This window comes from Pseudomonas sp. LFM046 (genome assembly GCF_000949385.2).
In the GTDB taxonomy this organism is placed as follows: domain Bacteria; phylum Pseudomonadota; class Gammaproteobacteria; order Pseudomonadales; family Pseudomonadaceae; genus Metapseudomonas.
The window spans coordinates 5,354,901-5,380,624 of record NZ_JYKO02000001.1; the positions used below are offsets into that span (position 1 = coordinate 5,354,901).

Annotated in this window: 19 protein-coding genes; 6 read left to right on the forward strand and 13 right to left on the reverse strand. The window is 63.9% G+C overall.

The annotated features are described in order from the left end of the window. The first annotated feature begins 30 nt into the window (after nucleotides 1-30). Nucleotides 31-3,339, forward strand: a complete 3,309-nt coding sequence (mscK, locus tag TQ98_RS24615; RefSeq protein ID WP_082073143.1) for a mechanosensitive channel MscK — start codon at nucleotides 31-33, stop codon at nucleotides 3,337-3,339. 53 nt (nucleotides 3,340-3,392) lie between these two features. After that, entirely contained in the window at nucleotides 3,393-4,853 is a 1,461-nt protein-coding gene (gene selO, locus TQ98_RS24620) for a protein adenylyltransferase SelO (protein ID WP_044870847.1), read from the forward strand. A 142-nt stretch (nucleotides 4,854-4,995) separates the two neighbouring features. Here the strand turns inward: selO and TQ98_RS24625 are convergent, their stop codons facing one another. Beyond that, complete coding sequence (locus TQ98_RS24625) at nucleotides 4,996-5,691, reverse strand: aspartate/glutamate racemase family protein (RefSeq protein WP_044870846.1); 696 nt, start codon at nucleotides 5,689-5,691, stop codon at nucleotides 4,996-4,998. Nucleotides 5,692-5,939: 248 nt separating this feature from the next. Between TQ98_RS24625 and TQ98_RS24630 the strand changes: the two genes are divergently transcribed. The 4 genes from TQ98_RS24630 (at nucleotide 5,940) to TQ98_RS24645 (ending at nucleotide 8,925) form a co-directional block, all read left to right on the forward strand. Then, on the forward strand, nucleotides 5,940-6,914 hold the full coding sequence (locus TQ98_RS24630; protein WP_044870845.1) for a sulfite exporter TauE/SafE family protein: 975 nt from the start codon (nucleotides 5,940-5,942) through the stop codon (nucleotides 6,912-6,914). Nucleotides 6,915-6,983: 69 nt separating this feature from the next. Next, the gene (gene trxC / locus TQ98_RS24635; RefSeq protein WP_044870844.1) at nucleotides 6,984-7,418 is read left to right on the forward strand and encodes a thioredoxin TrxC; all 435 of its coding nucleotides are present in this window, start codon (nucleotides 6,984-6,986) and stop codon (nucleotides 7,416-7,418) included. A gap of 165 nt (nucleotides 7,419-7,583) precedes the next feature. Beyond that, the gene (locus tag TQ98_RS24640) at nucleotides 7,584-8,027 is read left to right on the forward strand and encodes a YiiD C-terminal domain-containing protein (RefSeq protein ID WP_044870843.1); all 444 of its coding nucleotides are present in this window, start codon (nucleotides 7,584-7,586) and stop codon (nucleotides 8,025-8,027) included. Nucleotides 8,028-8,100: 73 nt separating this feature from the next. Next, a complete protein-coding gene (locus TQ98_RS24645) occupies nucleotides 8,101-8,925 on the forward strand; it encodes a universal stress protein (RefSeq protein ID WP_044870842.1) in 825 nt (274 codons plus the stop codon). Nucleotides 8,926-9,027: 102 nt separating this feature from the next. Here TQ98_RS24645 and TQ98_RS24650 read toward each other — a convergent pair whose 3' ends face one another. From TQ98_RS24650 to TQ98_RS24705, 12 genes are all read right to left on the reverse strand, one after another. Further along, the gene (locus TQ98_RS24650; RefSeq protein WP_044870841.1) at nucleotides 9,028-9,792 is read right to left on the reverse strand and encodes a ParA family protein; all 765 of its coding nucleotides are present in this window, start codon (nucleotides 9,790-9,792) and stop codon (nucleotides 9,028-9,030) included. Nucleotides 9,793-9,921: 129 nt separating this feature from the next. Then, nucleotides 9,922-10,989 carry a uroporphyrinogen decarboxylase gene (gene hemE / locus TQ98_RS24655; RefSeq protein WP_044870840.1) on the reverse strand — a complete coding sequence of 356 codons (1,068 nt, stop codon included), beginning with the start codon at nucleotides 10,987-10,989 and terminating at the stop codon, nucleotides 9,922-9,924. 134 nt (nucleotides 10,990-11,123) lie between these two features. Continuing rightward, nucleotides 11,124-12,542 (reverse strand): FAD-dependent oxidoreductase, encoded by a 1,419-nt coding sequence (locus TQ98_RS24660; protein WP_044870839.1) that lies wholly within the window; start codon nucleotides 12,540-12,542, stop codon nucleotides 11,124-11,126. Nucleotides 12,543-12,578: 36 nt separating this feature from the next. Continuing rightward, nucleotides 12,579-17,024 carry a glutamate synthase large subunit gene (gene gltB, locus TQ98_RS24665; RefSeq protein WP_044870838.1) on the reverse strand — a complete coding sequence of 1,482 codons (4,446 nt, stop codon included), beginning with the start codon at nucleotides 17,022-17,024 and terminating at the stop codon, nucleotides 12,579-12,581. A gap of 252 nt (nucleotides 17,025-17,276) precedes the next feature. Next, on the reverse strand, nucleotides 17,277-18,953 hold the full coding sequence (locus TQ98_RS24670) for an AAA family ATPase (protein ID WP_103103083.1): 1,677 nt from the start codon (nucleotides 18,951-18,953) through the stop codon (nucleotides 17,277-17,279). Nucleotides 18,954-18,962: 9 nt separating this feature from the next. Further along, on the reverse strand, nucleotides 18,963-20,066 hold the full coding sequence (aroB, locus tag TQ98_RS24675) for a 3-dehydroquinate synthase (protein WP_044870835.1): 1,104 nt from the start codon (nucleotides 20,064-20,066) through the stop codon (nucleotides 18,963-18,965). 51 nt (nucleotides 20,067-20,117) lie between these two features. Further along, on the reverse strand, nucleotides 20,118-20,636 hold the full coding sequence (aroK, locus tag TQ98_RS24680) for a shikimate kinase AroK (protein ID WP_082073142.1): 519 nt from the start codon (nucleotides 20,634-20,636) through the stop codon (nucleotides 20,118-20,120). Between the two features lie 5 nt (nucleotides 20,637-20,641). Further along, nucleotides 20,642-22,762, reverse strand: a complete 2,121-nt coding sequence (gene pilQ / locus TQ98_RS24685) for a type IV pilus secretin PilQ (RefSeq protein WP_044870833.1) — start codon at nucleotides 22,760-22,762, stop codon at nucleotides 20,642-20,644. 53 nt (nucleotides 22,763-22,815) lie between these two features. Then, nucleotides 22,816-23,349 carry a type 4a pilus biogenesis lipoprotein PilP gene (pilP, locus tag TQ98_RS24690; protein WP_044870832.1) on the reverse strand — a complete coding sequence of 178 codons (534 nt, stop codon included), beginning with the start codon at nucleotides 23,347-23,349 and terminating at the stop codon, nucleotides 22,816-22,818. After that, nucleotides 23,346-23,969 (reverse strand): type 4a pilus biogenesis protein PilO, encoded by a 624-nt coding sequence (gene pilO / locus TQ98_RS24695; RefSeq protein WP_044870831.1) that lies wholly within the window; start codon nucleotides 23,967-23,969, stop codon nucleotides 23,346-23,348. The genes pilP and pilO overlap by 4 nt, the downstream gene beginning before the upstream one ends. Continuing rightward, a complete protein-coding gene (pilN, locus tag TQ98_RS24700) occupies nucleotides 23,966-24,583 on the reverse strand; it encodes a type 4a pilus biogenesis protein PilN (protein WP_044870830.1) in 618 nt (205 codons plus the stop codon). The genes pilO and pilN overlap by 4 nt, the downstream gene beginning before the upstream one ends. After that, nucleotides 24,583-25,647, reverse strand: a complete 1,065-nt coding sequence (locus tag TQ98_RS24705; protein ID WP_044870829.1) for a pilus assembly protein PilM — start codon at nucleotides 25,645-25,647, stop codon at nucleotides 24,583-24,585. The genes pilN and TQ98_RS24705 overlap by 1 nt, the downstream gene beginning before the upstream one ends. Nucleotides 25,648-25,724: the final 77 nt, after the last annotated feature.

A 25,724-nucleotide genomic window follows, 5' to 3' on the forward strand; every position in this document is an offset into this window, starting at 1 on the left:
ATTCGAACCCCGAGCTGCCCCATCGCGATGATTGCTTCCTTGCGCACCCTCCTTGCCGCCACCTTGCTGGGCTTCTGCCTGTCCCCTGCCTACCTGCACGCTGCGCCCACGCCCGGCGCCATCGCCAAGCCGGCAGCGGCCAACGACAAGGCCGCCCCGGCCGAGGCCCCGGCCCAGCCGTCCATCCAGGAACAAACCCAGGCCTTCGTCGCCAGCCGGCAGGAAAGCCAGCAGGCCCTCACCGCGCTCAAGCACCAGTTGAGCGACGCGCCCCGCCTGGTCGGCGAAGCCCAGCGCGAGCTGACACGGCTTAAGAACAGCCCGCCGGTGCAAGCGAAGGACCGCTATGGCAAGTCCGAACTTACGCAGCTGGAGTCGGTGCTGGAGCAGCGCAGCAATGAGCTGGCCGAGTTGCAGAAGTCCCTCGCCGAAGCCAACAGCCTGATCATCACCTCCCAGACCCGTCCGGAACGGGCACAGACCGAGATCAGCACCAACCAGACGCGCATCCAGCAGATCAACAGCATCCTCAAGTCCGGCAAGGACGGCGCCAAAGCCATCACCGAAGAGCAGCGCAGCCTGCTCGGCGCCGAACAGGCCGCCCTCACCGCCCAGACCGAGCTGCGCCGGGAAGAACTGGCCGGCAATAGCCTGCTGCAGGACCTCGGCAATAGCCGTCGCGACCTGCTGGTCGAGCGCATCCACCGCCTGGAGCAGGAAACCCAAGACCTCCAGTCGCTGATCAATGCCATGCGCCGCGAGAGCTCGGAGCAGACGGTCGCCGAACTGTCCCGCGATGCCGACAAATCCACGCCGGATAGCCTGGTGGCCAAGGAAAGCGCCATCAACCTGAAGATGTCCGACTACCTGCTGCGGGCGACCGACCGCCTCAACGAGCTGACCCAGCAGAACCTGCAGACCCGCCAGCAGCTGGACAGCCTCAGCCAGGCGGACCAGGCCCTGGAAGAGCAGATCAGTGTGCTCAAGGGCAGCCTGCTGCTGGCCAAGATCCTCTACCAGCAGAAGCAGGCCCTGCCCGACCTCGACCTGGACAAGAACCTGGCCGATGAAATCGCCGACACGCGCCTCTACCAGTTCGAGCTGAATCAGCAGCGCGACCAGTTGGCCAATCCCCAGGGCTACGTCGACGGCCTGCTGGCCAAGCAGTCGCCGGACCAGGTGACGCCGGAACTGCGGACCACGCTGATGGACCTGGTGAGCACCCGCGCCGAGCTGCTGGACCGCCTGAGCCGCGAGCTGAACACCCTGCTCAACGAATCCATCACCCTGCAACTCAACCAGAAGCAGCTGCAGGAAACCTCCCGGGCCCTGCGCAAGACGCTCGACGAGCAAATGTTCTGGATTCCCAGCAACAAGCCGCTGGACCTGAACTGGCTGAAGTCCGCGCCGCACCTGCTGGAGCGCCAACTGGTCGAGCTGCCGTGGGGCTCGGGGGTACACGAACTGGGGGCCGGCCTGCTGCACCGCCCCTGGCTGTTCCTGCCCCTGCTGCTGCTGATCGGCGGCCTGCTGTGGAAGCGCCGCTACCTGTACAACAAGCTCAATGAGATCAATCTGGACGTCGGTCACTTCAAGCGCGACAGCCAGCTGCACACTCCGCTTGCGCTGTTCCTCACCGTGCTGCTGGCGCTGCCGGTCAGCCTGTTCCTCGCCCTCTGCGGCTTCGCCCTGCAGATCGACGCCCGTGGCCAGAACGCCACCCTGGGTGCCGCGCTGTTCGAAATGGCCCAGGCCTGGATGGTCTTCTACACCCTCTATCGCATCCTCGCCCCCGGCGGCATCGCCGAGCTGCACTTCCACTGGGAGCGCCCGCAAGTGGCCTTCCTGCGCAGCCAGATTCGCCGTCTCGGCGGCGTGGTCATGGCCCTGGTGGCTATCGTTACCGTGGCCGAACACCAGCCGGCGGCCCTGGCCGATGACGTCATCGGCATCGCCGTGGTGCTCAGTTGCTACGCCCTGATGACCCTGGTACTGAGCAACCTGCTGCTCGCCGAACCCATGCGCGAGCAGACCTCGCCCTTCCGCCTGTTGATCGGTGTGGCCTTCACCCTGCTGCCGTTGGCGCTGATCGTCGCGGTGGGCTTCGGCTACTACTACACCTCGCTCAAGCTCACCGACCGCCTGATCACCACGCTCTATCTGTTGATCCTGGTATTGCTGGTGGAAGCCGCCTTCGTGCGCGGGCTGGCCGTGGCTGCGCGCCGCCTGGCCTACCATCGCGTGCTCGCCAAGCGCCAGGCCCCGACCAAGGAAAACGCCGAAGGCGAAGAAGTGGTGGTGGCCGAGCCGACTATGGACATCGAGAAGGTCAACGAGCAGTCCCTGCGCCTGATCCGCCTGGCCCTGCTCAGCGTGTTCATCTTCGGCCTGTATCTGGTCTGGGCGGACCTGATCGGCGTCTTCGCCTACCTCGACCAGGTCACCCTCTACCAGTACTCCAGCGGGACTGGCGACACGGCCACCCAGGTGCCCATCAGCCTGCTGGACGTGCTGGGCGCGCTGATCATCGCCGGCATCACCACCGCGCTGGCACGCAACCTGCCGGGCCTGCTGGAAGTGCTGGTGCTGTCGCGATTGAAGCTGGCCCAGGGCAGCTCCTACGCCACCACCACCCTGCTGTCCTACGCCATCGCCGGTCTCGGCTTCGTCACCGCCCTGTCCACCCTCGGGGTCAGCTGGGACAAGCTGCAGTGGCTGGTGGCGGCACTCTCCGTGGGTATCGGCTTCGGCATGCAGGCGATCTTCGCCAACTTCATCTCCGGCCTGATCCTGCTGTTCGAGCGCCCAGTGCGCATCGGCGACCTGGTGACCATCGGCACCGTCACCGGCACGGTGAACCGGATCCGCATCCGCGCCACGCACATCACCGACAGCGACCGCAAGGAAGTGATCGTTCCGAACCAGACCTTCCTCACCAGCCAGCTGATCAACTGGACGCTGACCGATACCGTCACCCGCATCGTGCTGACCTACAACGTCAACCGCGGCGCCGACCTGGAAATGGTGCGCAAGCTGCTGCTGCAGGCCACCCAGGAGAATTCGCGTGTGCTGCGCGACCCGGCACCGCTGGTCCAGCTGAAGACTTACGGCGCCACCACCCTGGAGCACGAACTGAAGATCTATGTGCGCGAACTGGGCGACCGTGGGCTGGCCACCGACGAGCTGAACCGGCGCATCGACCAGCTGTTCCAGGAACACAACATCAACGTTTCCAGCGTGCCGAAGATGGACATCACCCTCAGCCGCCGTGCCGATGTGACTGAAGAGGCCGAGGAAACCGCGGCACGAGAGCGGGCCACAGCCCCGGAGGCACGGTGATCCGCATGTCCCCTGCACTTCCAGCGCGACCGGTGGCATGACAAGCTGATGCCATGAAGACACTCGATGAACTGCAGTTCGACAATCGCTTCGCACGCCTGGGGGACGCTTTCTCCACCGAGGTGCTGCCCGACCCCATCGCCGAGCCGCGCCTGGTGGTGGCGAGCCCGGCCGCCATGGCGCTGCTCGACCTGGACCCGGCCGAGGCCGAGACCCAGGTCTTTGCCGAGCTGTTCTCCGGTCACAAGCTCTGGTCCGAAGCCGAACCACGGGCCATGGTCTATTCCGGGCACCAGTTCGGCGTCTACAACCCGCGCCTGGGCGACGGCCGAGGTCTGCTGCTGGGTGAAGTGGTCAACGACGCCGGCGAGCACTGGGACCTGCACCTGAAAGGTGCCGGGCAGACGCCCTACTCGCGCATGGGTGATGGCCGCGCGGTGCTTCGCAGCTCGATCCGCGAGTTCCTCGCCAGCGAACACCTCCAGGCCCTGGGTATCCCCACCAGCCGCGCCCTCTGCGTGACCGGGTCTGCGACGCCGGTGTACCGGGAAACCCGCGAGACCGGCGCCATGCTCCTGCGTCTGGCCCGCAGCCACGTGCGCTTCGGCCACTTCGAGTACTTCTACTACACCCGCCAGCACGAGCAGCTCGAAGCCCTCGGCCGCCATGTCCTGGAATGGCATTTCCCGCAGTGCCTGGAACAGGAACAGCCCTGGGCGGCGTTCTTCCGCGAGGTGCTGGAGCGCAATGCCGAACTCATCGCCCGCTGGCAGGCCTACGGCTTCTGCCACGGGGTGATGAACACCGACAACATGTCGATCCTCGGCATCACCTTCGACTACGGCCCCTACGCCTTCCTCGATGACTTCGACGCCAACCACATCTGCAACCATTCCGACGACGGCGGCCGCTACAGCTTCAGCAACCAGGTGCCCATCGCCCACTGGAACCTGGCGGCCCTGGCCCAGGCACTGACGCCTTTCGTGGAAGTGGAGCAACTGCGGGAGACCCTCAATCTTTTCCTGCCGCTCTACCAGGCCCACTACCTGGACCTGATGCGCCGCCGCCTGGGCTTCACCTCTGCCGATGAGAAAGACGAGGCCCTGGTTCAGCGCCTGCTGCAGTTGATGCAAGGCAGCGCGGTGGACTACACCCAGTTTTTCCGCCGCCTGGGCGAAGAAGCGCCCGAGCAGGCCCTGCGCAAGTTGCGGGAAGACTTCGTCGACCTGGCCGGCTTCGACGACTGGGCCGCCGACTACCAGGCCCGTGCGGCACTGGACGGCGATGACCGGGAAGCCCGCCGCACACGGATGCACGGGGTGAACCCCAGGTACATCCTGCGCAATTACCTGGCCCAGCGCGCCATCGAGGCCGCCCAGCAAGGCGACTACGCCGAAGTGCGCCAGCTCCATGCCGTGCTGTCCTGCCCCTTCGACGACCAACCGGGCATGGAACGCTATGCCGAACGCCCGCCGGAATGGGGCAAACATCTGGAAATCAGCTGCTCGTCCTGAGGTGTTCTGTCACGCCTCTACGCCGGCGCATGGCTAACCGTAGGGTGCGCTGTGTGTTCAGGCGATATACATGGGTAACGCCTGTCGCGAGACATGGGTAACGGCTGAACACTCCGCACCCTACCCCGCACCGCTTGGGTCGTTACAGGCCCAGCATCCACTCCAGTCCCATCGCTACGTGCCGCTCGGTGCTGTCCACCAGCGGCAGCGGCGCCGGGCAGCCTTCCAGCAATAAGCCGATCTCGGTACAGCCGAGGATGGCCACCTCGGCCCCTTCTCCTCGCAGCCGCTCCAGCTCCCCGAGGTAGAACGCCCGCGCCTCGGGCAGGAAGCGACCGACGCAGAGCTCCTGGAAGATCACCCGATCGATTTCCGCGATGGTTGCGCTATCGGGCACCCGCACCTGGATGCCGAATCGCTGGCCCAGCCTCTCGCGGTAGAACGCTTCCTGCATGGTGAAGCGGGTGCCGAGCAGGGCCGCGCACGTGACGCCCCGCTCCTGAAGCGCCTGGCCGACGGCATCACCGATGTGCAGCAGCGGGATTTCCACAGCGTCTTCGATGGCCGCGGCCACCTTGTGCATGGTGTTGGTGGCGAGCAGCAGGGCCGTCGCGCCCGCTCTTTCCAGGCCACGCGCGGCCTCGGCCAGTGCCTGCCCGGCCGCCTCCCATTCACCGGCCTTCTGCTGCGCGGCGATCGGCGCGAAGTCCACCGAGTGCAGCAGCAAAGGCGCGGAGTGCAGCCCCCCCAGGCGATCCCGCACACCCCGGTTGAGCAGTTGGTAGTAGGTGACAGTGGATTCCCAGCTCATCCCGCCCAGTACACCCAGCATCCGCATGGCAGCTCTCCGCTCGACCTGGAAAATCCCAGCCTAGCCCAGGGCGACCGCAGATCGGGAATACAGTTGGCGGTCGATCGAGGCGTACAGCCGCTCCGTCCTGCGGCTCTGCGCTGCAGCTGTCTATCCGCACTAAATGGAATATAAACCTGCTCAAAACTTCTTAGACTCTCTAAGAAAAGCGGATTATCTTCGCCCCCTTGCTTATTCCAGCCTGTTCTACCACCCACTGTCAGGCGCTGTGCCCCATGAAGATTCGCGACCTCGACCTCAGCCAGAGTTCGATCAACACCGAACACGAAGCGCTAGGGCTTCCGCCTGTCGAAGATTTCGTTTCACACCCGGACGACCACCCCGTCCTGCGTGCCGCCATGTGGGCCGCGGTGCTGATCCTGATCGGCCTGCTGACCTTCCTCACCTGGCGGCTGTTCTACGACAACGGTGGCAACAGCGGCTTCGAGATCATCGAGAACGCCCTCTCCAGCAAGGGCTTCTGGAGCGCGGTGGCGGTGGGCTTCTTCGCCCAGGTCATCGATGGCGCGCTGGGCATGGCCTACGGCATCACCGCTACCACCTTCCTGCTCACCACCGGCGCCTCCCCCGCCGCCGCCAGTGCCAGCGTGCACATCGCGGAAGTCTTCACCACCGGCCTGTCGGGCATCTCCCACGTCAAGCTGGGCAACGTCAACAAATCCCTGTTCCTGCGCCTGCTGCTGCCGGGCATGATCGGCGCCGTACTCGGTGCTGTGCTGGTCACCCAGTTCGACGGCGCGGCGCTCAAGCCCTACATCTCCGCCTACCTCCTGCTGATGGGGCTGTACATCCTGAGCAAGGCCTACCGCCACGTGGCCAAGCGCCGGGCACCCCAGCATGTGGCCAAGCTGGCCCTGTTCGGCGGTTTCGTCGATGCCGCAGGCGGCGGCGGCTGGGGCCCGGTGGTCACCAGCAGCCTGATCGGTTCCGGCACCGATCCACGCACCACCATCGGCTCGGTGAACTTCGCCGAGTTCTTCCTGACAATTTCCAGCGCCACTTCCTTTATCCTCCTGGCCGGCCAGCCGGACACCTGGAAGATGGTCGCCGGCCTGGTCTTCGGTGGCCTGTTCGCCGCACCGCTCGCTGCGCTGCTGTGCAAGAAGCTGTCGCCGCGCACCCTGCTGATCATCGTCGGCACCCTGATCACCCTGATCAGCGCCTACAACATCTTCATCAGCCTGCGCTGATTCCTCTGCGCCGCTTGATATCCGGCCGGCGCGACTCCAGATAAGCGGAGTCCGCCACCGGAGCCCACCATGACCGACCCGCTGTTGATCCCCTGCGCCCAGTGCGCCGGGCTGAACCGAATTCCCGCTGCCCGTCTGGGCGACTCGCCTCGCTGTGGCCACTGCAAGGCCGCCGTGCTGCCCGCCGCCCCCTTCGACCTGCACGAAGCCACCTTCGCCAAGCAACTGCGTGGCGACGTGCCGCTGCTGGTGGACGTCTGGGCCGACTGGTGCGGCCCCTGCAAGGCCTTCGCCCCGATCTATCAGCAGGCCGCCGGCCAACTCCAGGGCCGTTGCCGCCTCGGCAAGCTGGACAGCGAGGCCAACCGCCAATTGGCTGGCCAGCTGAACATCCGCTCTGTCCCGACCCTGATCCTGTTCAAAAACGGTCAGGAAGTCGCCCGCCAGAGCGGCGCCCTGCCCTTGCCGCAGCTGCTGGCCTGGCTGAACGCCCAGGGCGTCTGACTGGAAGAACCCTGTAGGAGCGAGCTCTGCTCGCGAAGCGCTCAGGCGGCGCCATTCGACGGGCACCCGGTCTTGAGCGCTTCGGTCAATCCGGCTGACCGCCACCGTCATTGCCGAACCCGCCACGGTCGCTAGGCTCTGGGAATCGCCATCCCGGAGCCCGCCATGTCCCTGCCCATTGAGTTGGTCCGCCAACTGACCGAGGAACAGATCGCCTTCGTGAAACGCAGCGGCCTCATCGCCGAGGTCCTGGAGCCCGGCCACGTGCGCCTGCGCATGCCGTTCGAAGGCAACCAGAACCACATCGGCACCCTTTACGCCGGCGCCCTCTTCACCCTTGCCGAGGTGCCAGGCGGCGCGCTCTTCCTCACCAGCTTCGACAGCCGTCGCTTCTACCCCATCGTGAAGGAAATGAACCTGCGCTTCCGCCGTCCGGCCAGGGGCGATATCACGGTGGATGCGCGCCTGGCCCGGGAGGAGATCGAACGCATCCAGCAGGAGGCCGAGGCCAACGGCAAGGCCGATTACCTGCTGGAACTGCAACTGCTGGACGCCGGCGGCGAGGTGGTGGCGGAAAGCCGCGGGCTCTACCAGATGCGAGCCCAGTGAGCGGGCTTGTCCTGGATCAAACTGCCCCGCGGCGAAAAACCGCAGAGTGGGTCTCCCAGAGGAGGCCCACACCATGTTCAAGCACATCCTGGTCGCCCACGACCTCAGCCACGAGGCCGATGTCGCCCTGCATCGCGCGTTCCAGCTCGCCCGTCAGCACGGCGCGCGCCTGTCCCTCCTTCACGTCCTCGAAGACCACCTGCCCAACGCCGTGCAGGGCAGCCTGAGGGACGCCGCCCAGCAGCACTTCGAAGAACGCCTGGCGCAACTGGGCGCGGAGGATTGCCAGGTCCTCTTGCGCAAAGGCCGCCCGGCCCAGCAGATCCTCGAAGAGATGGGCGACAGCCAGGCCGACCTGCTGGTAATCGGCCGCCATCACCACAATGCGCCGGAGTTGTTCATCGGCACCACCCTGGAGCGCGTTGCCCGTCACCTGTCGACGCCTCTGCTGCTGGTAGTAGGCGAGCAACCGGAGCAGCCCTACCAGCGGGCAGCCGTGGCCCTGGATTTCTCGCTTTGCGCCTGCGACGCCCTGCGCAACGGCTACGCGCTGCTGCCAGCAGGCGCCCAACTGGTGGCCCTGAACGTGATGGAACTGGGCAGCCGTCTGCTGTCGAAAAGCACGAGCGCTACCGACTTCATGACCACCCAGAAAGAACTCCTGGGGAGATTGCTGGTGGACGAACTGACGATCCTGGCCGGCCAGGCTCCGGGGGTGACGCTGGAAGTGTTCCGGGGCTCTCTACCCAAGGCCCTGGACGACGCCATCGCCGAGCAACGCCCGCAGTTGCTGGCCCTCGGCAGCCATGGCCGCAGCCTGATCTCCCAGGCCCTGCTGGGCAGCCTGGCCCTGCGTTACCTGCAGAGCCCGCCCTGCGACCTGCTTCTGGTCAAGTGATGCGAGGGGAATGGGCCGGGCGGCGCTTCGCCTCAGCCCACCAACGACGGTTCAGCGTGGGCTGAAGCCCACCCTACGGAACGTCGTGCAGCTCCGGCAGCCTCAGGCCTCCAGCAGATCGTGCAACTCGACGAACTGCTGGGTCAGCTTGTGGCGGGGTTCGAGGTAGATCAGCGGCATGCAGGCCTGGTGCGATTCGCGCATCTTCACTGACATCATCAGGTTCACCGGCAGCACCGGCAGCCCTTCTTCCAGGAGTTCGTCCAGCAATTGCTGAGGCAGGGACGCCCGCGGCTGGAACTGGTTGACCACGATGCCCTCGACTTCCAGACCTTCGTTGTGGTCTTCCTTCAATTCTTCGATCTCCGCCAGCAGCCCATAGAGCGCATTGCGGGAGAAGCTGTCGCAATCAAAGGGGATCAGGCAGCGATCGGCGGCGATCAATGCGGAAACCGTGTAGAAATTCAGGGCCGGCGGCGTATCCAGGTAGATCCGGTCGTAGTCCTCGGCCAGGTCCTCCAGCAGTTTGCGCAGCTTGTTGATCTTGTGCTTGGCCTCCAGCTTGGGCTGCAGATCGGCCAGCTCCGCCGTGGCGGTCACCACGTGCAGGTTCTCGAAAGGCGTCTCGTAGATATCCACCTTGCCCTTGCGAAAGGCGGTGGGCGAGAGGGTCTGTTTGAAGAAGTCGGCGATCCCGATGGGGATGTCGTCGCCGGTCAGCCCGGTCAGGTAGTGAGTGGAATTGGCCTGGGCATCGAGGTCGATCAGCAGGGTGCGATACCCCTGCGAAGCGCTCACCGCCGCCAGGTTGCAGGCAATGCTGGACTTGCCCACGCCACCTTTCTGATTGAAAACCACGCGCCGCATTACACACCTCCCTCTGCCTGACCAGTACTGGATTCTATGCAATGCCCGAAGCGAGGGCGAGGGATAGAACTGGGGAAAATCGTTTGCCGAGTAACCATGAAAAAGGGCCGCAATCGCGGCCCTTCAGCTTTACACGTGATACTGCGCCGACAACTCGTGCACGGCCTCGAAGAAGGCACCGGCGTGGGCCGGGTCCACTTCCGGGGTGATGCCGTGGCCCAGGTTGAACACCTGGCCCGGGCCCTTGCCGTAGGCGGCGAGGATGCGGCCCACTTCGGCGCGGATGGCCGCCGGGTTGGCGTAGAGCACGGACGGGTCCATGTTGCCCTGAAGGGCCACCTTGTCGCCGACGCGAGCGCGGGCGCTGCCGATATCACAGGTCCAATCCAGGCCCAGCGCTTCGGCGCCGGTGTCGGCCATGGATTCCAGCCAGAGACCACCGCCCTTGGTGAAGAGGATCACCGGCACGCGGCGACCGTCGTGTTCGCGGATCAGGCCGTCGACGATCTTCTTCATGTAGGCCAGGGAGAATTCCTGGTAGGCCGACGCGGACAGCGCGCCACCCCAGGAGTCGAAAATCTGCACAGCCTGGGCACCGGCCTTTATCTGGCCATTCAGGTAGGCAGTCACCGCCTGGGCCAGCTTGTCCAGCAGGGCGTGCATGGCCTGGGGGTTGTCATAGAGCATCGCCTTGGACTTGCGGAAGTCGCGGCTGGAGCCGCCTTCGACCATGTAGGTGGCCAGGGTCCAGGGGCTGCCGGAGAAGCCGATCAGCGGCACACGGCCGTTCAGCTCGCGGCGGATCGTGCGCACGGCGTCCATCACGTAGCCCAGGTCCTTCTCCGCGTCGGGAATTGGCAGGGCATCGATATCGGCCTGGTTGTTCACCACCTTCTTGAAGCGTGGGCCTTCGCCGCTTTCAAAGTACAGGCCCTGGCCCATGGCGTCGGGGATGGTGAGGATGTCGGAGAAGAGGATGGCCGCGTCCAGCTGAGGGTAGCGGTCCAGCGGCTGCAGGGTGACTTCGCAGGCCAGCTGAGGGTTCATGCACAGGCTCATGAAGTCGCCGGCCTTGGCGCGGGTGGCGCGGTACTCCGGCAGGTAGCGACCGGCCTGGCGCATCATCCAGACAGGCGTGACGTCGACTGGCTGCTTCAGCAGCGCGCGGAGGAAGCGGTCGTTCTTCAGAGCGGTCATGGCAGGATTCCAGCAAAAAAGTGAGGGCATTTTCGCAGAGCCCAATGCAAAAGGCACGGCGGGTGCCGTGCCTTTTGTTCATCGCGACGAAATGCCGCGACGCGTCGGCGATGTGGTCGGCGCAGGTGCGACGATCAGACGCCCAGGTAGTCCAGGATACCTTCGGCGGCCGTACGGCCTTCGAAGATCGCCGTTACCACCAGGTCGGAACCGCGGACCATGTCGCCACCGGCGAACACTTTCGGGTTGCTGGTCTGGTGCTTGAACTGCGCCTGGGCAGGTGCCACCACGCGACCCTGGTTGTCGATGCGGATGTCGAACTGCTCGAACCAGGGGGCCGGGCTCGGACGGAAACCGAAGGCGATCAGCACGGCGTCTGCCGGGATGATCTCCTCGGAGCCCGGAATCAGCTCGGGGCTGCGACGGCCACGGGCGTCCGGCTCGCCGAGACGGGTCTCGACCACCTTCACCCCTTCGACCTTGTCTTCACCGACGATGGCGATGGGCTGGCGGTTGAAGAGGAATTTCACGCCCTCTTCCTTGGCGTTCTTCACCTCTTTGCGCGAACCCGGCATGTTCTCTTCGTCACGGCGGTAGGCACAGGTCACGGCCTTGGCGCCCTGGCGAATGGAGGTGCGGTTGCAGTCCATGGCGGTGTCGCCACCACCCAGAACCACCACGCGCTTACCCTTCATGTCGACGAAGTCCTCGGGGGACTTCTCGAAGCCGAGGTTGCGGTTGACGTTGGCGATCAGGAAGTCGAGCGCGTCGTGCACGCCCGGCAGGTCCTCGCCCGGGAAACCGCCCTTCATGTAGGTGTAGGTGCCCATGCCCATGAAGACTGCATCGAATTCCTCGAGCAGCTGGTCCATGGTCACGTCCGTGCCCACATCAGTATTCAGGCGGAACTCGATGCCCATGCCGGTGAAGACTTCACGGCGACGGCTCAGCACATGCTTCTCGAGCTTGAACTCGGGAATGCCGAAGGTCAGCAGGCCGCCGATTTCCGGGTTCTTGTCGAACACCACCGGGGTCACACCGTTACGCACCAGGACGTCGGCGCAGCCCAGGCCCGCCGGGCCGGCACCGATCACGGCGACGCGCTTGCCGGTGGGCTTGACCTTGGACATGTCCGGGCGCCAGCCCATGGCGAAGGCGGTGTCGGTGATGTACTTCTCCACCGAGCCGATGGTCACGGCGCCGAAGCCGTCGTTCAGGGTGCAGGCGCCTTCGCAAAGGCGGTCCTGCGGGCACACGCGGCCGCAGACTTCCGGCAGGGTGTTGGTCTGGTGCGACAGTTCGGCGGCGGCCAGGATGTTGCCTTCCGAGACCAGCTTCAGCCAGTTCGGAATGAAGTTGTGCACCGGGCACTTCCATTCGCAATAGGGGTTGCCGCAGCCGAGGCAGCGGTGAGCCTGGTCAGCCGCTTGCTGCGGCTTGAACAGGTCATAGATCTCGACGAATTCCTTCTTGCGCTGGCGCAGCAGTTTCTTCTTCGGATCCTTGCGCCCGACCTCGATGAACTGGAAGTCGTTGTTCAGACGTTCAGTCATTAAAAAAACCTCATCAAACCACTTCAGGCGCTGTTGTTATTGCGGGTTGGCACGGGTGCTGGAGAGCAGCGAGGCGAGGCTCGCGGCCTTCGGCTTGACCAGCCAGAACTTGCGCAGGTAATCGTCCAGGTTTTCCAGCAGGTGGGCGCCCCAGTCGCTGGAGGTTTCCTTGACGTACTCCACCAGCACGCTGTGCAGGTGGCTGCGGTAGGCCTCCATGGCCTCGTTGCTGATGCGCTGGATTTCCACCAGTTCGTGGTTCACACGGTCGACGAAGCTGTTGTCCTGGTCGAGCACGTAGGCGAAACCGCCGGTCATGCCGGAACCGAAGTTATAGCCGGTCTTGCCGAGAACGCAGACGAAACCGCCGGTCATGTACTCGCAGCAGTGATCGCCCGTGCCTTCCACCACGGCGTGGGCGCCGGAGTTACGCACGGCGAAGCGCTCGCCGGCGGTACCCGCGGCGAACAGCTTGCCGCCGGTGGCGCCGTACAGGCAGGTGTTGCCGACGATGGCCGACTCCTGGCTCTTGAACGGGCTGACCTTCGGCGGGGTGATCACCAGCTTGCCACCGGTCATGCCCTTGCCCACGTAGTCGTTGGCGTCGCCTTCGAGGTACAGGTGCAGGCCACCGGCGTTCCACACGCCGAAGCTCTGGCCGGCAGTACCGCGGAAGCGGAAGGTGACCGGCTTGTCTTTCATGCCCTGGTTGCCATGGCGACGAGCAATCTCACCGGAAACCCGCGCACCGATGGAGCGGTCGCAGTTGCCGATTTCGAGGTCGTAGCAACCGCCGGACTTGTTCTCCACCGCGGCCTTGGCGATGTCCCACATCTTCTCGGCCAGCAGGCCCGGGTCGAAGGGGGGGTTCTTCTCGACTTCACAGAACTGCGGCTTGTCAGCCGGAACCAGATCGCTGCCCAGCAGCGGGGTCAGGTCCAGGTTGGCCTGCTTGGCGGTGTCGCCCGGCAGGATTTCCAGCAGGTCGGTACGGCCGATCAGTTCACCGAGGCTGCGAACGCCGACCTTGGCCAGCCACTCGCGGGTTTCTTCGGCAATGTAGGTGAAGAAGTTCATCACCATTTCGACCGTGCCGATGAAGTGATCCTTGCGCAGCTTGTCGTTCTGGGTGGCTACGCCGGTGGCGCAGTTGTTCAGGTGGCAGATACGCAGGTACTTGCAGCCCAGGGCGATCATGGGTGCGGTGCCGAAGCCGAAGCTTTCGGCGCCGAGGATGGCCGCCTTGATCACGTCGAGGCCGGTCTTCAGGCCGCCATCGGTCTGGACACGGACCTTGCCGCGCAGGTCGTTGCCACGCAGGGTCTGGTGCGCCTCGGAGAGGCCCAGTTCCCACGGGCTGCCGGCGTACTTGATGGAGGTCAGCGGGGATGCGCCGGTGCCGCCGTCGTAACCGGAAATGGTGATCAGGTCCGCGTAGGCCTTGGCCACACCGGCAGCGATGGTGCCAACGCCGGGTTCGGCTACCAGCTTCACCGACACCAGGGCCTGCGGGTTGACCTGCTTGAGGTCAAAGATCAGCTGGGCCAGGTCTTCGATGGAGTAGATGTCGTGGTGCGGCGGCGGCGAGATCAGGGTCACGCCAGGCACCGCATAACGCAGGCGAGCGATCAGGCCGTTGACCTTGCCGCCCGGCAGCTGGCCGCCCTCACCGGGCTTGGCGCCCTGGGCAACCTTGATCTGCAGCACTTCGGCATTGACCAGGTATTCCGGGGTCACACCGAAGCGGCCGGTGGCCACTTGCTTGATCTTGGAGCTGCGCACAGTGCCGTAACGGGCCGGGTCTTCGCCACCCTCGCCGGAGTTGGAACGCGCGCCCAGGCGGTTCATGGCTTCGGCGATGGCTTCGTGGGCTTCGGGCGACAGAGCACCCAGGGAGATGCCCGCGGAGTCGAAGCGCTTGAGGATCGCCTCGACCGGCTCGATCTCGTCCAGGGACAGCGGCTGGGCGTCTTCCTTGACCTTCAGCAGGTCGCGGATCATGGACACCGGGCGCTGATCCACCAGTGCGCTGTATTCCTTGTACTTCTCGTAGCTGCCCTGCTGCACAGCGGCCTGCAGGGTGTTCACCACGTCCGGGTTGTAGGCGTGGTACTCGCCACCGTAGACGAACTTCAGCAGACCACCCTGCTGGATCGGCTTGCGGTTGTTCCAGGCCTCGAAGGCCAGCAGCTTCTGCTCGGACTCGATGTCGATGAAACGCGCGCCCTGGATGCGGCTGGCGACGCCACGGAAGCTGAGGTCCACCACCTCGCCGGCCAGACCAACAGCTTCGAACAGCTGGGCGCCGCGGTAGGAGGCAATGGTGGAGATGCCCATCTTCGACAGGATCTTCAGCAGGCCCTTGGAGATGCCCTTGCGGTAGTGCTTGAAGACTTCGTAGAGGTCACCCAGCACTTCGCCGGTGCGGATCAGGTCGGACAGCACCTCGTAAGCGAGGAACGGGTACACCGCGGAGGCGCCGAAGCCCACCAGCACCGCGAAGTGGTGCGGGTCGCGAGCGGTGGCGGTCTCCACCAGGATGTTGCAGTCGCAACGCAGGCCCTGCTCCACCAGGCGGTGGTGCACGGCGCCGACGGCCAGGGAGGCGTGAGCTGGCAGCTTGCCCGGGGCGATGTGACGGTCGGTCAGCACCAGCAGGGACTTGCCGGCACGCACAGCCTCTTCGGCCTGATCGGCAAAGTTGCGCACGGCCGCTTCGAGGCCGAAGCTCTCGTCGTAGTTCAGGTCGATGATGTGCCGCTCGAAGCCCGGGCGGTCCAGGCTCATCAGCGCGCGCCACTTGGCCGGGGAGATCACCGGGCTGCTGAGGATCACGCGGCTGGCGTGCTCGGGCGACTCGGCAAAGATGTTGCGCTCGGCACCCAGGCAGATTTCCAGGGACATCACGATGGCTTCGCGCAGCGGGTCGATCGGCGGGTTGGTCACCTGCGCGAACTGCTGGCGGAAATAGTCGTACGGCGAGCGGATGCGCTGGGACAGCACGGCCATGGGGGTGTCGTCACCCATGGAGCCCACGGCTTCCTGGCCCTGCTCGGCCAGCGGGCGCAGTACCTGGTCACGCTCCTCGAAGGTGACCTGGAACATCTTCATGTACTGCTTGAGCTGGTCGCTGTCGTAGCTGGCCACTCCGTGGTCGTCATCCAGTTTGGCCTGGATGCGCACGGCGCTCTGACGCAGCCACTGCTTGTAGGGATGGCGCGACTTCAGACGGCTGTCGATGTCCTCGGTGTTGAGGATCTGGCCGGTCTCGGTGTCCACCGCAAGGATCTTGCCCGGGCCGACGCGGCCCTTGGCAATGACGTCCTCGGGCTTGTAGTTCCACACGCCGATCTCGGAAGCCAGGGTGATGTAGCCGTTCTTGGTGGTGACCCAGCGGGCCGGGCGCAGGCCGTTGCGGTCCAGCAGGCAGACGGCGTAGCGGCCGTCGGTCAGCACGACGCCAGCGGGGCCGTCCCACGGCTCCATATGCATGGAGTTGTATTCGTAGAACGCACGCAAGTCGGCGTCCATGGTCTCCATGTTCTGCCAGGCCGGCGGGATGATCATGCGCACGCCGCGGAACAGGTCGATGCCACCGGTGACCATCAGCTCCAGCATGTTGTCCATGCTCGAGGAGTCAGAACCCACGCGGTTGACCAGCGGGCCCAGTTCGTCGATGTCGGGCAGTTGTTCGTTGGCGAACTTGGTGCGACGGGCCACTGCCCAGTTGCGGTTGCCGGTGATGGTGTTGATCTCGCCGTTGTGGGCGAGGAAGCGGAAGGGCTGCGCCAGCGGCCACTTCGGCAGGGTGTTGGTGGAGAAGCGCTGGTGGAAGACGCAGATGGCGGTCTGCAGACGCTCGTCACCCAGGTCCGGGTAAAACTGTTGCAGGTCCGCCGGCATCATCAGGCCTTTGTAGATGATGGTCTTGTTGGAGAAGCTGCAAACGTAATGGTCGGTGTCCGCGGCGTTGGCCACGGAGGAGCGGCGGCGGGCGCTGAACAGCTTGACCGCCATCTCCTGGTCACCAAGGCCTTCACCACCGATGAACACCTGCTCGATCTGCGGCAGGCGCTCCAGGGCCAGACGGCCGAGAACGCTGGTGTCCACCGGGACCTTGCGCCAGCCGATCAGTTGCAGGCCGGCTTTGATGATTTCGCGATTCATGTTCTCGCGAGCCGCTTCGGCGCGAACAGGGTCCTGATTGAAGAAGACCATGCCAACGGCGTACTGGGCCGGCAGTTCGACCCCAAAGGTCTCCTTGGCCATTGCACGCAGGAAGAGGTCGGGCTTCTGGATCAACAGACCACAACCGTCACCGGTCTTGCCGTCGGCATTAATGCCGCCGCGGTGGGTCATGCAGGTCAGGGCTTCGATGGCGGTTTTCAGAAGATGGTGGCTTGCCTCGCCTTCCATATGGGCGATCAAGCCGAAACCGCAGTTATCCTTGAATTCATCAGGATGGTACAGACCTGCTTTCATAGGGGAACTCTCACCAGGGTTGCCTTCAGAAAAGGCAGAATTGCTTTGTAATTCAACTCCTTACCATACGCACCGGACTTGGCGCCGGCTTTTACGTAGGGCAAAGGGAGGTCATTGTACATAGCCCATTGGTCGACCACAAATCTTAGTGGCCGACTGGTGAAAGTCGATGTCGCAAAAATGAATGAAAGAACCAGGAGGTCGTGCTAACGACCACCCAGTCAGAAGGCGGGGGATCAGGCTCGCGTGGAACTAGCGAGCCATCTCCTGTTGGATGCTGGCAAAGGTCTTGGGCCACGGTTTACCAGCCTGGACCTTGGCCGGCAAGGCCTTGATTGCGGCCTGGGCGGCCGCACGGCTGGGGAAGCTGCCATAGGTCACGACATAGAGCGCCTTGCCCTGGTGCAGTTTCTTGAAGTAGCGGTATTGACCGCCATTCTGTTGCACAAACGCTTTGGCGCTGCTCTCCGAGCTGGTACCCAGCACCTGCAGCGCGAAATGGCTGCTGGACTGGCTGCCATACCAGCCATTGCTGGCGACACCACCCGCGGCGGAAGCGGCAGGCGCTGGAGCTGGCTTCTCGGTGGGCTTGGCCACGGCCTGGACCGGAGCCGGGGCAGGCTTGGTGGCGGATGCCGGAGCCGGCGTCGGGGCCACAGCGGCCGGCTTGGGCGCAGCGACCTGGGGAGCAGGCGCAGCCGGTGCGACAGGCGCGGCAGCAATAGGCTGAACCGGCGCGGGCAGCGATTGCGGCGAAGCAATTGGCTGAACCGGTGCGGCAGGCGCCGGGCTGGCAGCCGCACCCTGCGGCGGCGCGATGGTGGTGACGGTCGGCGGCACGTTCGCAGCCCCCTCGGGCGCCGGGCCATCTTCCGGCTCGCCCTGACCCGCAGCCTGGGCCAGCGGCTCGCGAATCACAGGCTGAGCTTCACCCACCAGAGGCAGCGGCAACGGCTGGGAGGAACCGGCGAACTCGACTGCCGGAGCGCCCGAGTCGCCTTCTGCCGGAGCTTGACCAGCCGGAGCCTGGTCCAGCGGTAGCTGGGCGGTGGCTGGTGCGCTTTCGACACTACCTTCGTTGCGCCCCTGCATCATCCAGGCGGCAACCACGCCAACCCCGACGACAGCCAGAGCCAGCAAATGCTTCTTCGGCAGGTTGAAGCCCGCGGAAGATTTCCGCGAAGCACCACGCTGGGCAAGCATCGCTTCGATCAACAGATCACGGGCCACCTGGTTGATCGCGCCCGGCCAGCCGCCGGATTGCAGATGGATTTCTTCCGCCTGCTCTTCGCTCAACAGGTCAACACCGCGCCCGGCACCTTCGAGTCGCTGGGCGAGGTATTCACGGGTCTCTTCCGGGTTGTAGGGCTGCAGCTCGATGACGTGGAAACGCTCCTCGCCTTCGGCCAGCGCATCCAGACGCGCCAGCAGCGCATCCTCGCCAAACAAGAACACATGGGCACGGGCTTCGCCATTGCCCTGGGTCAGGGCCAGCAAGTGATCGAGGGAAGCGTCGTCCAGCTCCTCAGCATCGTCCACGAGGAGGTATACCTCCTGGCCGGTCAGGGCCAGTTGGCCGATCTGAGCGAGAATCGAGTGCAGGTCAGCCTGAGCGATGTTCAGCCCCTGGGCGATCTGCCGCAGCAGGCCGCCCGCCTCGACCGAACTGCGTGCCGACACCACCACGCTTTGCACGGCCTGCTTGTTGGTGCTGGCCACCAAGGCCTGGCGTAGCAGGGTCTTGCCGCTGCCGTGGGGGCCGCTTACCACCAGCATCAGTTGACTGTAGCGCGCCAGATGATGCAGTTGGCCCAGCACCGGCTTGCGCTGGGCCGGGAAGAACTTGAAGCCGGGAACCCGAGCCGCGAAGGGGTCGTGGGTGAATTGATAGTGACCGAGATACGCCTCGTCTGCGTGCAGGCTGCTCATGGGAATCCTTTACTCTCCAAGCTGGTCGGCCAGGGCGCGGTAGTCGGCGGCCAGGGTGGCCTCCAGCACGTCACGCGGATAATCGGCAGTCACGATGGCCTCGCCGATCCGGCGCAGCAGCACCAGACGCAGCTGGCCATCAAGGACTTTCTTGTCTACGGCCATGTGCTGAAGGAATTGTTCCGGCGTCATCTCCGCTGGCGGCACGACCGGCAAGCCGGCGCTACGCAACAGACGGATCGCCGAATTGCGCTCGTCGGTGGAAATCCAGCCCAGGCGGCTGGACATTTCGAGGGCCATGACGGTGCCCGCCGACACCGCCTCGCCGTGCAGCCAGACGCCATAGCCCATCTGGGTCTCGATGGCGTGGCCAAAAGTGTGGCCCAGGTTGAGAATGGCGCGCAGGCCGGACTCGCGCTCATCGACCCCAACCACCCGTGCCTTGGCGGCACAGGAGCGTTCGATGGCTTCGGTCAGGGCGGTCGCATCGAGACCACACAGGGCGGGCATTTTCTCCGCCAGCCAGGGCAGGAAGGGCTCATCGCAGATCAGGCCGTACTTGATCACTTCGGCCAGGCCAGCGGAAAGCTCGCGCTCCGGCAGGGTGGTCAGGCTGTCGGTGTCGATGATCACCGCCTTCGGCTGGTAGAAGGCCCCGACCATGTTCTTGCCCAGCGGGTGGTTGATGCCGGTCTTGCCTCCGACCGACGAATCCACCTGGGACAGCAGGGTGGTGGGCACTTGAATGAAGTCCACGCCACGCTGGTAGCAAGCAGCCGCGAAACCGGCCATGTCGCCGATCACGCCACCACCGAGGGCGATGATGGTGGTCCGGCGATCGTGACGGGCACCCAGCAGGGCGTCGAAGATCAGCTGCAGGGTTTCCCAGTTCTTGTGGGCCTCGCCGTCAGGCAGCACCACGGGCAATACCGAGTAACCCTGAAGGGTCTTGGTCAGCTTTTCCAGATAGAGGGGCGCGACGGTCTCATTGGTGACAATGGCCACCTGCCGACCAGCAATGTGCGGCTTGAAGAGTTCTGGCTGCGACAGCAAGCCCGAACCGATATGGATGGGATAGCTACGCTCGCCAAGATCGACCTGAAGTGTCCGCATGGGGCCCCCGACTGAAAAAGGGCTAAAGGATAGCGCAGTTCCGCCCGCGCTTTAACGGGGCGGTAATGCTTGCAGGCGCGCCAGTATCTCTTGCACCACCATGCGCGGCGGACGCTCGTCCGTCTCGATGATGATGTCGGCGATCTCACGGTAGAGCGGATCGCGAATCGCCATCAGGTCGCGCAGGACTTTTCCCGGGTCAGCGGAGCGCAACAGCGGCCGATTTCGATCCCGGGCCGTCCGTTCGATCTGCTGCTCAACCGAAGTGTGCAGATAGACGACACGCCCCCCCGAGCGCAGCGCCTGACGATTGGCAGAGCGCAGGACCGCGCCACCACCCGTTGCCAGGACGACGCCATCATGGCCGCAGAGCTCTTCGATCATCGCCTGTTCGCGATCACGGAAGCCCTGTTCGCCCTCAACGTCGAATATCCAGGGGATATCCGCGCCGGTGCGCTGTTCGATTTCCTTATCGGAGTCCTTGAAGGGAAGACGCAGTTCTTTGGCAAGCAAACGCCCGATGGTGCTTTTTCCTGCTCCCATCGGGCCGATCAGAATCAAATTTCGCACCGATATCAGCGACTCACCGCAATAGCCTGGTTGTTCATGATACGGGGAGTGAGGAATACCAGGAGCTCGGATTTCTTGTCCTGAACCACGTCGCGACGGAACATGCGGCCGAGGAAGGGCAGGTCGCCGAGGAAGGGCACCTTGTCCACCGCCTTGGTTTGGGTGTTGGAGAATACCCCACCTATGACAATGGTTTCACCATCGTTGACCAGCACCTTGGCGTTGACCTCGTTTTTGTTGATCGGCGGTACACCGTTCAGCGCGTTACCAAAGTCCGGCGCATCCTTGGTGACCTTCACTTCCATGATGATTCGGTTGTCTGGGGTGATTTGCGGGGTCACCTCCAGGGACAGCGCCGCTTCCTTGAAGGAGGTGCTGGTGGCGCCGCTGGAACTGGCCTCCTGGTAGGGCACTTCCTGACCCTTGAGGATCTTGGCGGTTTCCTTGTCCGAGGTGACCACCTTGGGCTGGGAAACGATCTCGCCGTTACCGGTCTTCTCCATCGCCGACAGCTCAAGATCGAGGATGGTGTTGTCGGTAATGAAGCCAATGCCAATGCTGGATGTCGCGCCGGTTGCACCGAGATCAACGAAGGGCGCGTTGGCCAGGTTGACGTTACCCGCCTGCCCAGCAGCCGGGCGGCCGGCGCCACCACCGCCAACCACGAAATTGTTGTCACCGATGCTGGCGCCGCGCCACTCCACACCAAGCGCCTTGTCGTAGTCGACGTTGGCTTCGACGATGCGGGCTTCGATCATCACCTGGCGAACCGGGATATCCAGTTGAGTAACGATGCGGCGCAACTCCTCCAGCTTCTCTTCAGTCTGGTAAGCGATGATGCTGTTGGTTCGATCGTCCACGGTGATGGAGCCGCGCTCGTCAGAGCCAGCAGCACTCGGGTCACCACTGGTAACGGACTGGAACAGCTTGGCGATATCCGCAGCCTTGGCGTAGTTCACCTGAATCAGCTCACGACGCAGGGGCGCCAGTTCCGCGATCTGCTTCTGGGATTCCAGTTCCTGGCGCTCGCGGGCAGCGATCTCGTCAGCCGGAGCCACCAGCAGCACGTTACCCACCTTGCGTTTGTCCAGACCCTTGGTCTTCAGGACCAGGTCCAGTGCTTGATCCCAGGGCACGTTCTGCAGGCGCAGGGTGATGTTGCCCTGCACGGTGTCGGAAGCCACCAGGTTGAGGTCGGTGAAGTCGGCGATCAACTGCAGCACCGAGCGCACATCGATGTCCTGGAAGTTCAGCGACAGCTTCTCGCCGGAATAGGCGAATCGCTGGGCCTTGCGCTTCTCGACATCGTCCTGGCTCAGCGGCTTGATGCTGACAGTCAGCTTGTTGTCGGTCTGGTAGGCCAGGTAGTCGTAGAAGCCGGTCGGCTCGATGCTGATGCTGGCATTGCTGCCAGAGCCCGAGGCGCTGACGAACTGCACCGGAGTGGCGAAATCCTTCACATCCAGGCGCACGCGCAGTGGTTCAGGCAGCTGGGTCTTGGAGAAATCCAGGCGAATCTTGCCACCCTGCTCCTGGATATCCGGACTCACGCTGGGATCGGACAGGGTGATGACCACATTGCCCTCACCCTGCTCACCACGCTGGAAATCGATGTTCTCGATAGCACGGCCGGTAGCGCCGTAGCTCTTGGCCGGCTTGGAAGCGGTCAGCGGGGTGGCCACCGGAGCCGGGGCCGGCATCGCAGTGGAGGCAGCCGCAACGGGACGTGCGGACGCCGGCACAGGGGTGGAGTCCCCCACCAGCACATAAAGATTCTGGCCTTCCACACGAGTACTGTAAGGCGCCAGGGTGGACAGGTTGATGATCAGGCGAGTGCGATCCTTGGCCTCGACCACGGTCACGCTGCGGGCATTGCCTACGCCCAGCTCGCGATTCTTGGTGCCGAGCTTGTTGGCAACACCTGGCAAGTCCAGAGCGATACGCGCCGGCTGCTCGATGGTGTAGCCGCGGGGAGCGGCCACTGGCTCATCGAAGCCCAGTTTGAGTTCAACCCTGTCGCCCGGCAGGGCCGCAACATCCAGCGCCTGGAGATTCGCTGCCAGCAGCGCTGGCGACAGCAGGGCAGCCAATAGCGTGATACCAAGGCGCGATAGCGAGCTTTTCATCATCTGGTTCCGTTGTGCAGACCGGTAGTTATTCTTCATCGGTTCACCTCGCCTCAAGAGCGCTCCCTGAGCGCGAGACTCCGCGGACGCTCCAGCCATCCGCCCTCACCGTCCGGGACTATCTCGATCACATCAACCTTGGCCTGGTCGATCGAAATGATTCGGCCGTGGTTGCGCCCCAGGTAATCCCCGACTTTGACCCGGTGCACCCCTCCCGCACCACTGATCAAGGCGAAGGTCCCCGAGGCGTTGGACAGGGTGCCCACCATCTCGAAGGACTCGATATTGAAGCCCTCGAGGAACTGTTTGACCCGGGTTTCATCCGGGTGAACGTCCTTCGAGCCCTTCTGCTGCTGGGCCAGATCGATCTTGATCGGCGGCTGGAAGGGGCTGCGCAATGCTGCGGCGCTGTACGTGAAGGCCTCGTAAGGCTGGAATTTCGGCAGGGGCTCGATGGTGCCCTTCGGACGGGCACGCACCTCATCCATGTAGGCCTGGAGGTCGCTGAAATCATCGCCAACGCCGCAACCGGAAAGGCTGGCGAGCATCAGGGCGCAGAGCGCCAGGCGGGCGCGAGCACTACTCATTTCTGCAGCCCCTTGTCGTTGTAACGGTAGGTCTTGGCCAGGATCGACATGCGCAGCTTGGAGCCGCTGTCCTTGTCGGCCGGGCTGAGCTCGAAATCATGCAGGGTGACGATTCGCGGCAGGCTGGCTACACCACTGACGAAGGTGGCCAGGTCGTGATATCCCCCCACAACCGAGATCCTGATCGGCAACTCGATGTAGAACTGCTGGGTGGCCTCGGGCAGCAGCTTGATCTCCTCGAATTCGAGGCCGCTGCCCAGACCGGTGCGGGTGATGTCTTCCAGCAGGCCGGGCACCTCAGTGTCACTGGGCAGCTGGCGCAGCAGGGCACCAAAGGAGGTTTCCATCTCCTTCATCTGTTCCTTGTAGGCCTCCAGGTTGGCGGCCTGGAACGCCTTGGTGGCGAACTGCTGTTTAAGGCTTTCTTCTTCAGCGCGATATTGATCGAGCTCAGCCTGCAGATCCTTCAGATGGAAGTTGTATCCCGCCGCCAGGACCAGGGCCAAAACCAAGATGCAGGCAATCACCTTGACCGCGATCGGCCAAGAACCCAGGTTGTTCACATCCAGATCGGCCAGGTCGATCTTGCGGAGGCTATCGAGCGAGTCGGACAGGCTCATTTATTGTTGGCTCCAGGCTGGGCGGCCGCCGGTTGGGCAACTGTTTTGTTGAGGGCCCCATCTTCGGCACTGGGCTGGGTCTGCTGGACGGTCAACTGGAAGACGTTGGCCTGGTCAACGGCGCCTGCCGTGATGGCCTTGACCTCGGTGAGATTAGGCGACATCAGCCATTCCGAGGCATCCAGGTTGCGCATCAGGTTGGAAACCCGATTGTTCGACTCGGCGGCGCCGACGATGGCGATAGTCTTGCCGGTCATCTTCAGGCCGGTGAAGAAGACACCATCGGGCAGTGTGCGCACCAGTTGGTCGAATACTCGACCAATGATCGGCCGGTTGCCCTGGAGGTCCTGGATGATCTTCATCCGCTCGAGCAACTGCTGGCGGCGGGTTTTCAGCTCGCTGATTTCCTTGATTCGCGCATCAAGGACGGCGATTTCCTTACGCACGAAGTTGTTGCGCGCCTGCTGGTTCTCGATGGCGTGGTTCAGGTACTGGTCACCCAGGAACACTGCACCAGCGCCCAGAGCCAGGACAGCGCCCAGCGCTACCAGAAAGCGCTGCTTGCGCTCCTCGCGCAGCTGTTCGCGCCAGGGGAGTAGGTTGATGCGCGCCATCAGTCGAAACTCCTCATCGCCAAGCCACAAGCAATCATCAGGGCCGGCGCATCACTGGCCAGTGCGCCTGCATTGACCTTGCTGCTCAGCGCCATGTCGGCGAAGGGGTTGGCAACCAGCGTCGGAGTTCCGATCTTCTGCTGGATGAGGCGATCCAGATCGGGAATCGAAGCGGTGCCGCCCGCCAGGAGGATGTAGTCCACATCGTTGAACTGACCCGCAGCGAAGAAGAACTGCAGGGAACGGGAAACTTGCTGGACAACGGCATCCTTGAACGGTTGAAGGACCTCGCTGTCGTAGTCATCCGGAAGACCGCCCTGCTTCTTGGCAAGACCGGCTTCCTCGACCGAGAGGCCATAGCGACGCTGGATTTCCTCGGTCAGCTGGCGGCCGCCGAAGAGTTGTTCACGGGTATAGATGGTGCGACCGTTGTGCAGCACGCTGAGGGTCGTCATGGTGGCACCGATGTCGACCACAGCCACCGTCAGCTCGTCATTCCCGTCACCGAGCTGAGCCGACAGCAGCGAATACGCACGTTCCAGCGCGTAGGCCTCGACGTCGACCACCTTGGCGCTCAGACCAGCCAATGCCAGCGCGGCCTCGCGCACCTCGACGTTCTCCCTCCGGCAAGCGGCCAGCAGGACGTCGACCCGCTCCGGGTTGCGCGCGGAAGGGCCCTGCACTTCGAAATCGATGGCCACTTCTTCCAGCGGATAGGGAATGTACTGGTCAGCTTCGATTTTCAGCTGATTTTCCAGATCGTCGTCGGAGAGGCCGGATTCCATCTCGATGGTCTTGGTGATCACGGCTGAACCGGCCACGGCTACCGCAGCCAGCTTGGCCCCGGTACGCGCCTTGGTGACCACTCGGGAAAGCGCCTGGCCCACCCCTTCCAGCTCCGCGATGTTCTTTTCCACCACGGCATTTGGCGGGAGCGGCTCGACGGCATAGGACTCCACTTTGAAGCGGCTTCCCGAGCGACTCAATTCAAGGAGCTTTACTGAGGTCGAGCTGATGTCGATCCCCAACAGCGAATTCGCTTTCTTATTGAAGAGCCCTAGCACGACCGATTTCCTATCCGTGTCCGAGACTTACAGACGATTTATGTTTTTCCACATTAAATAGCAGTCTTGACAGAAGC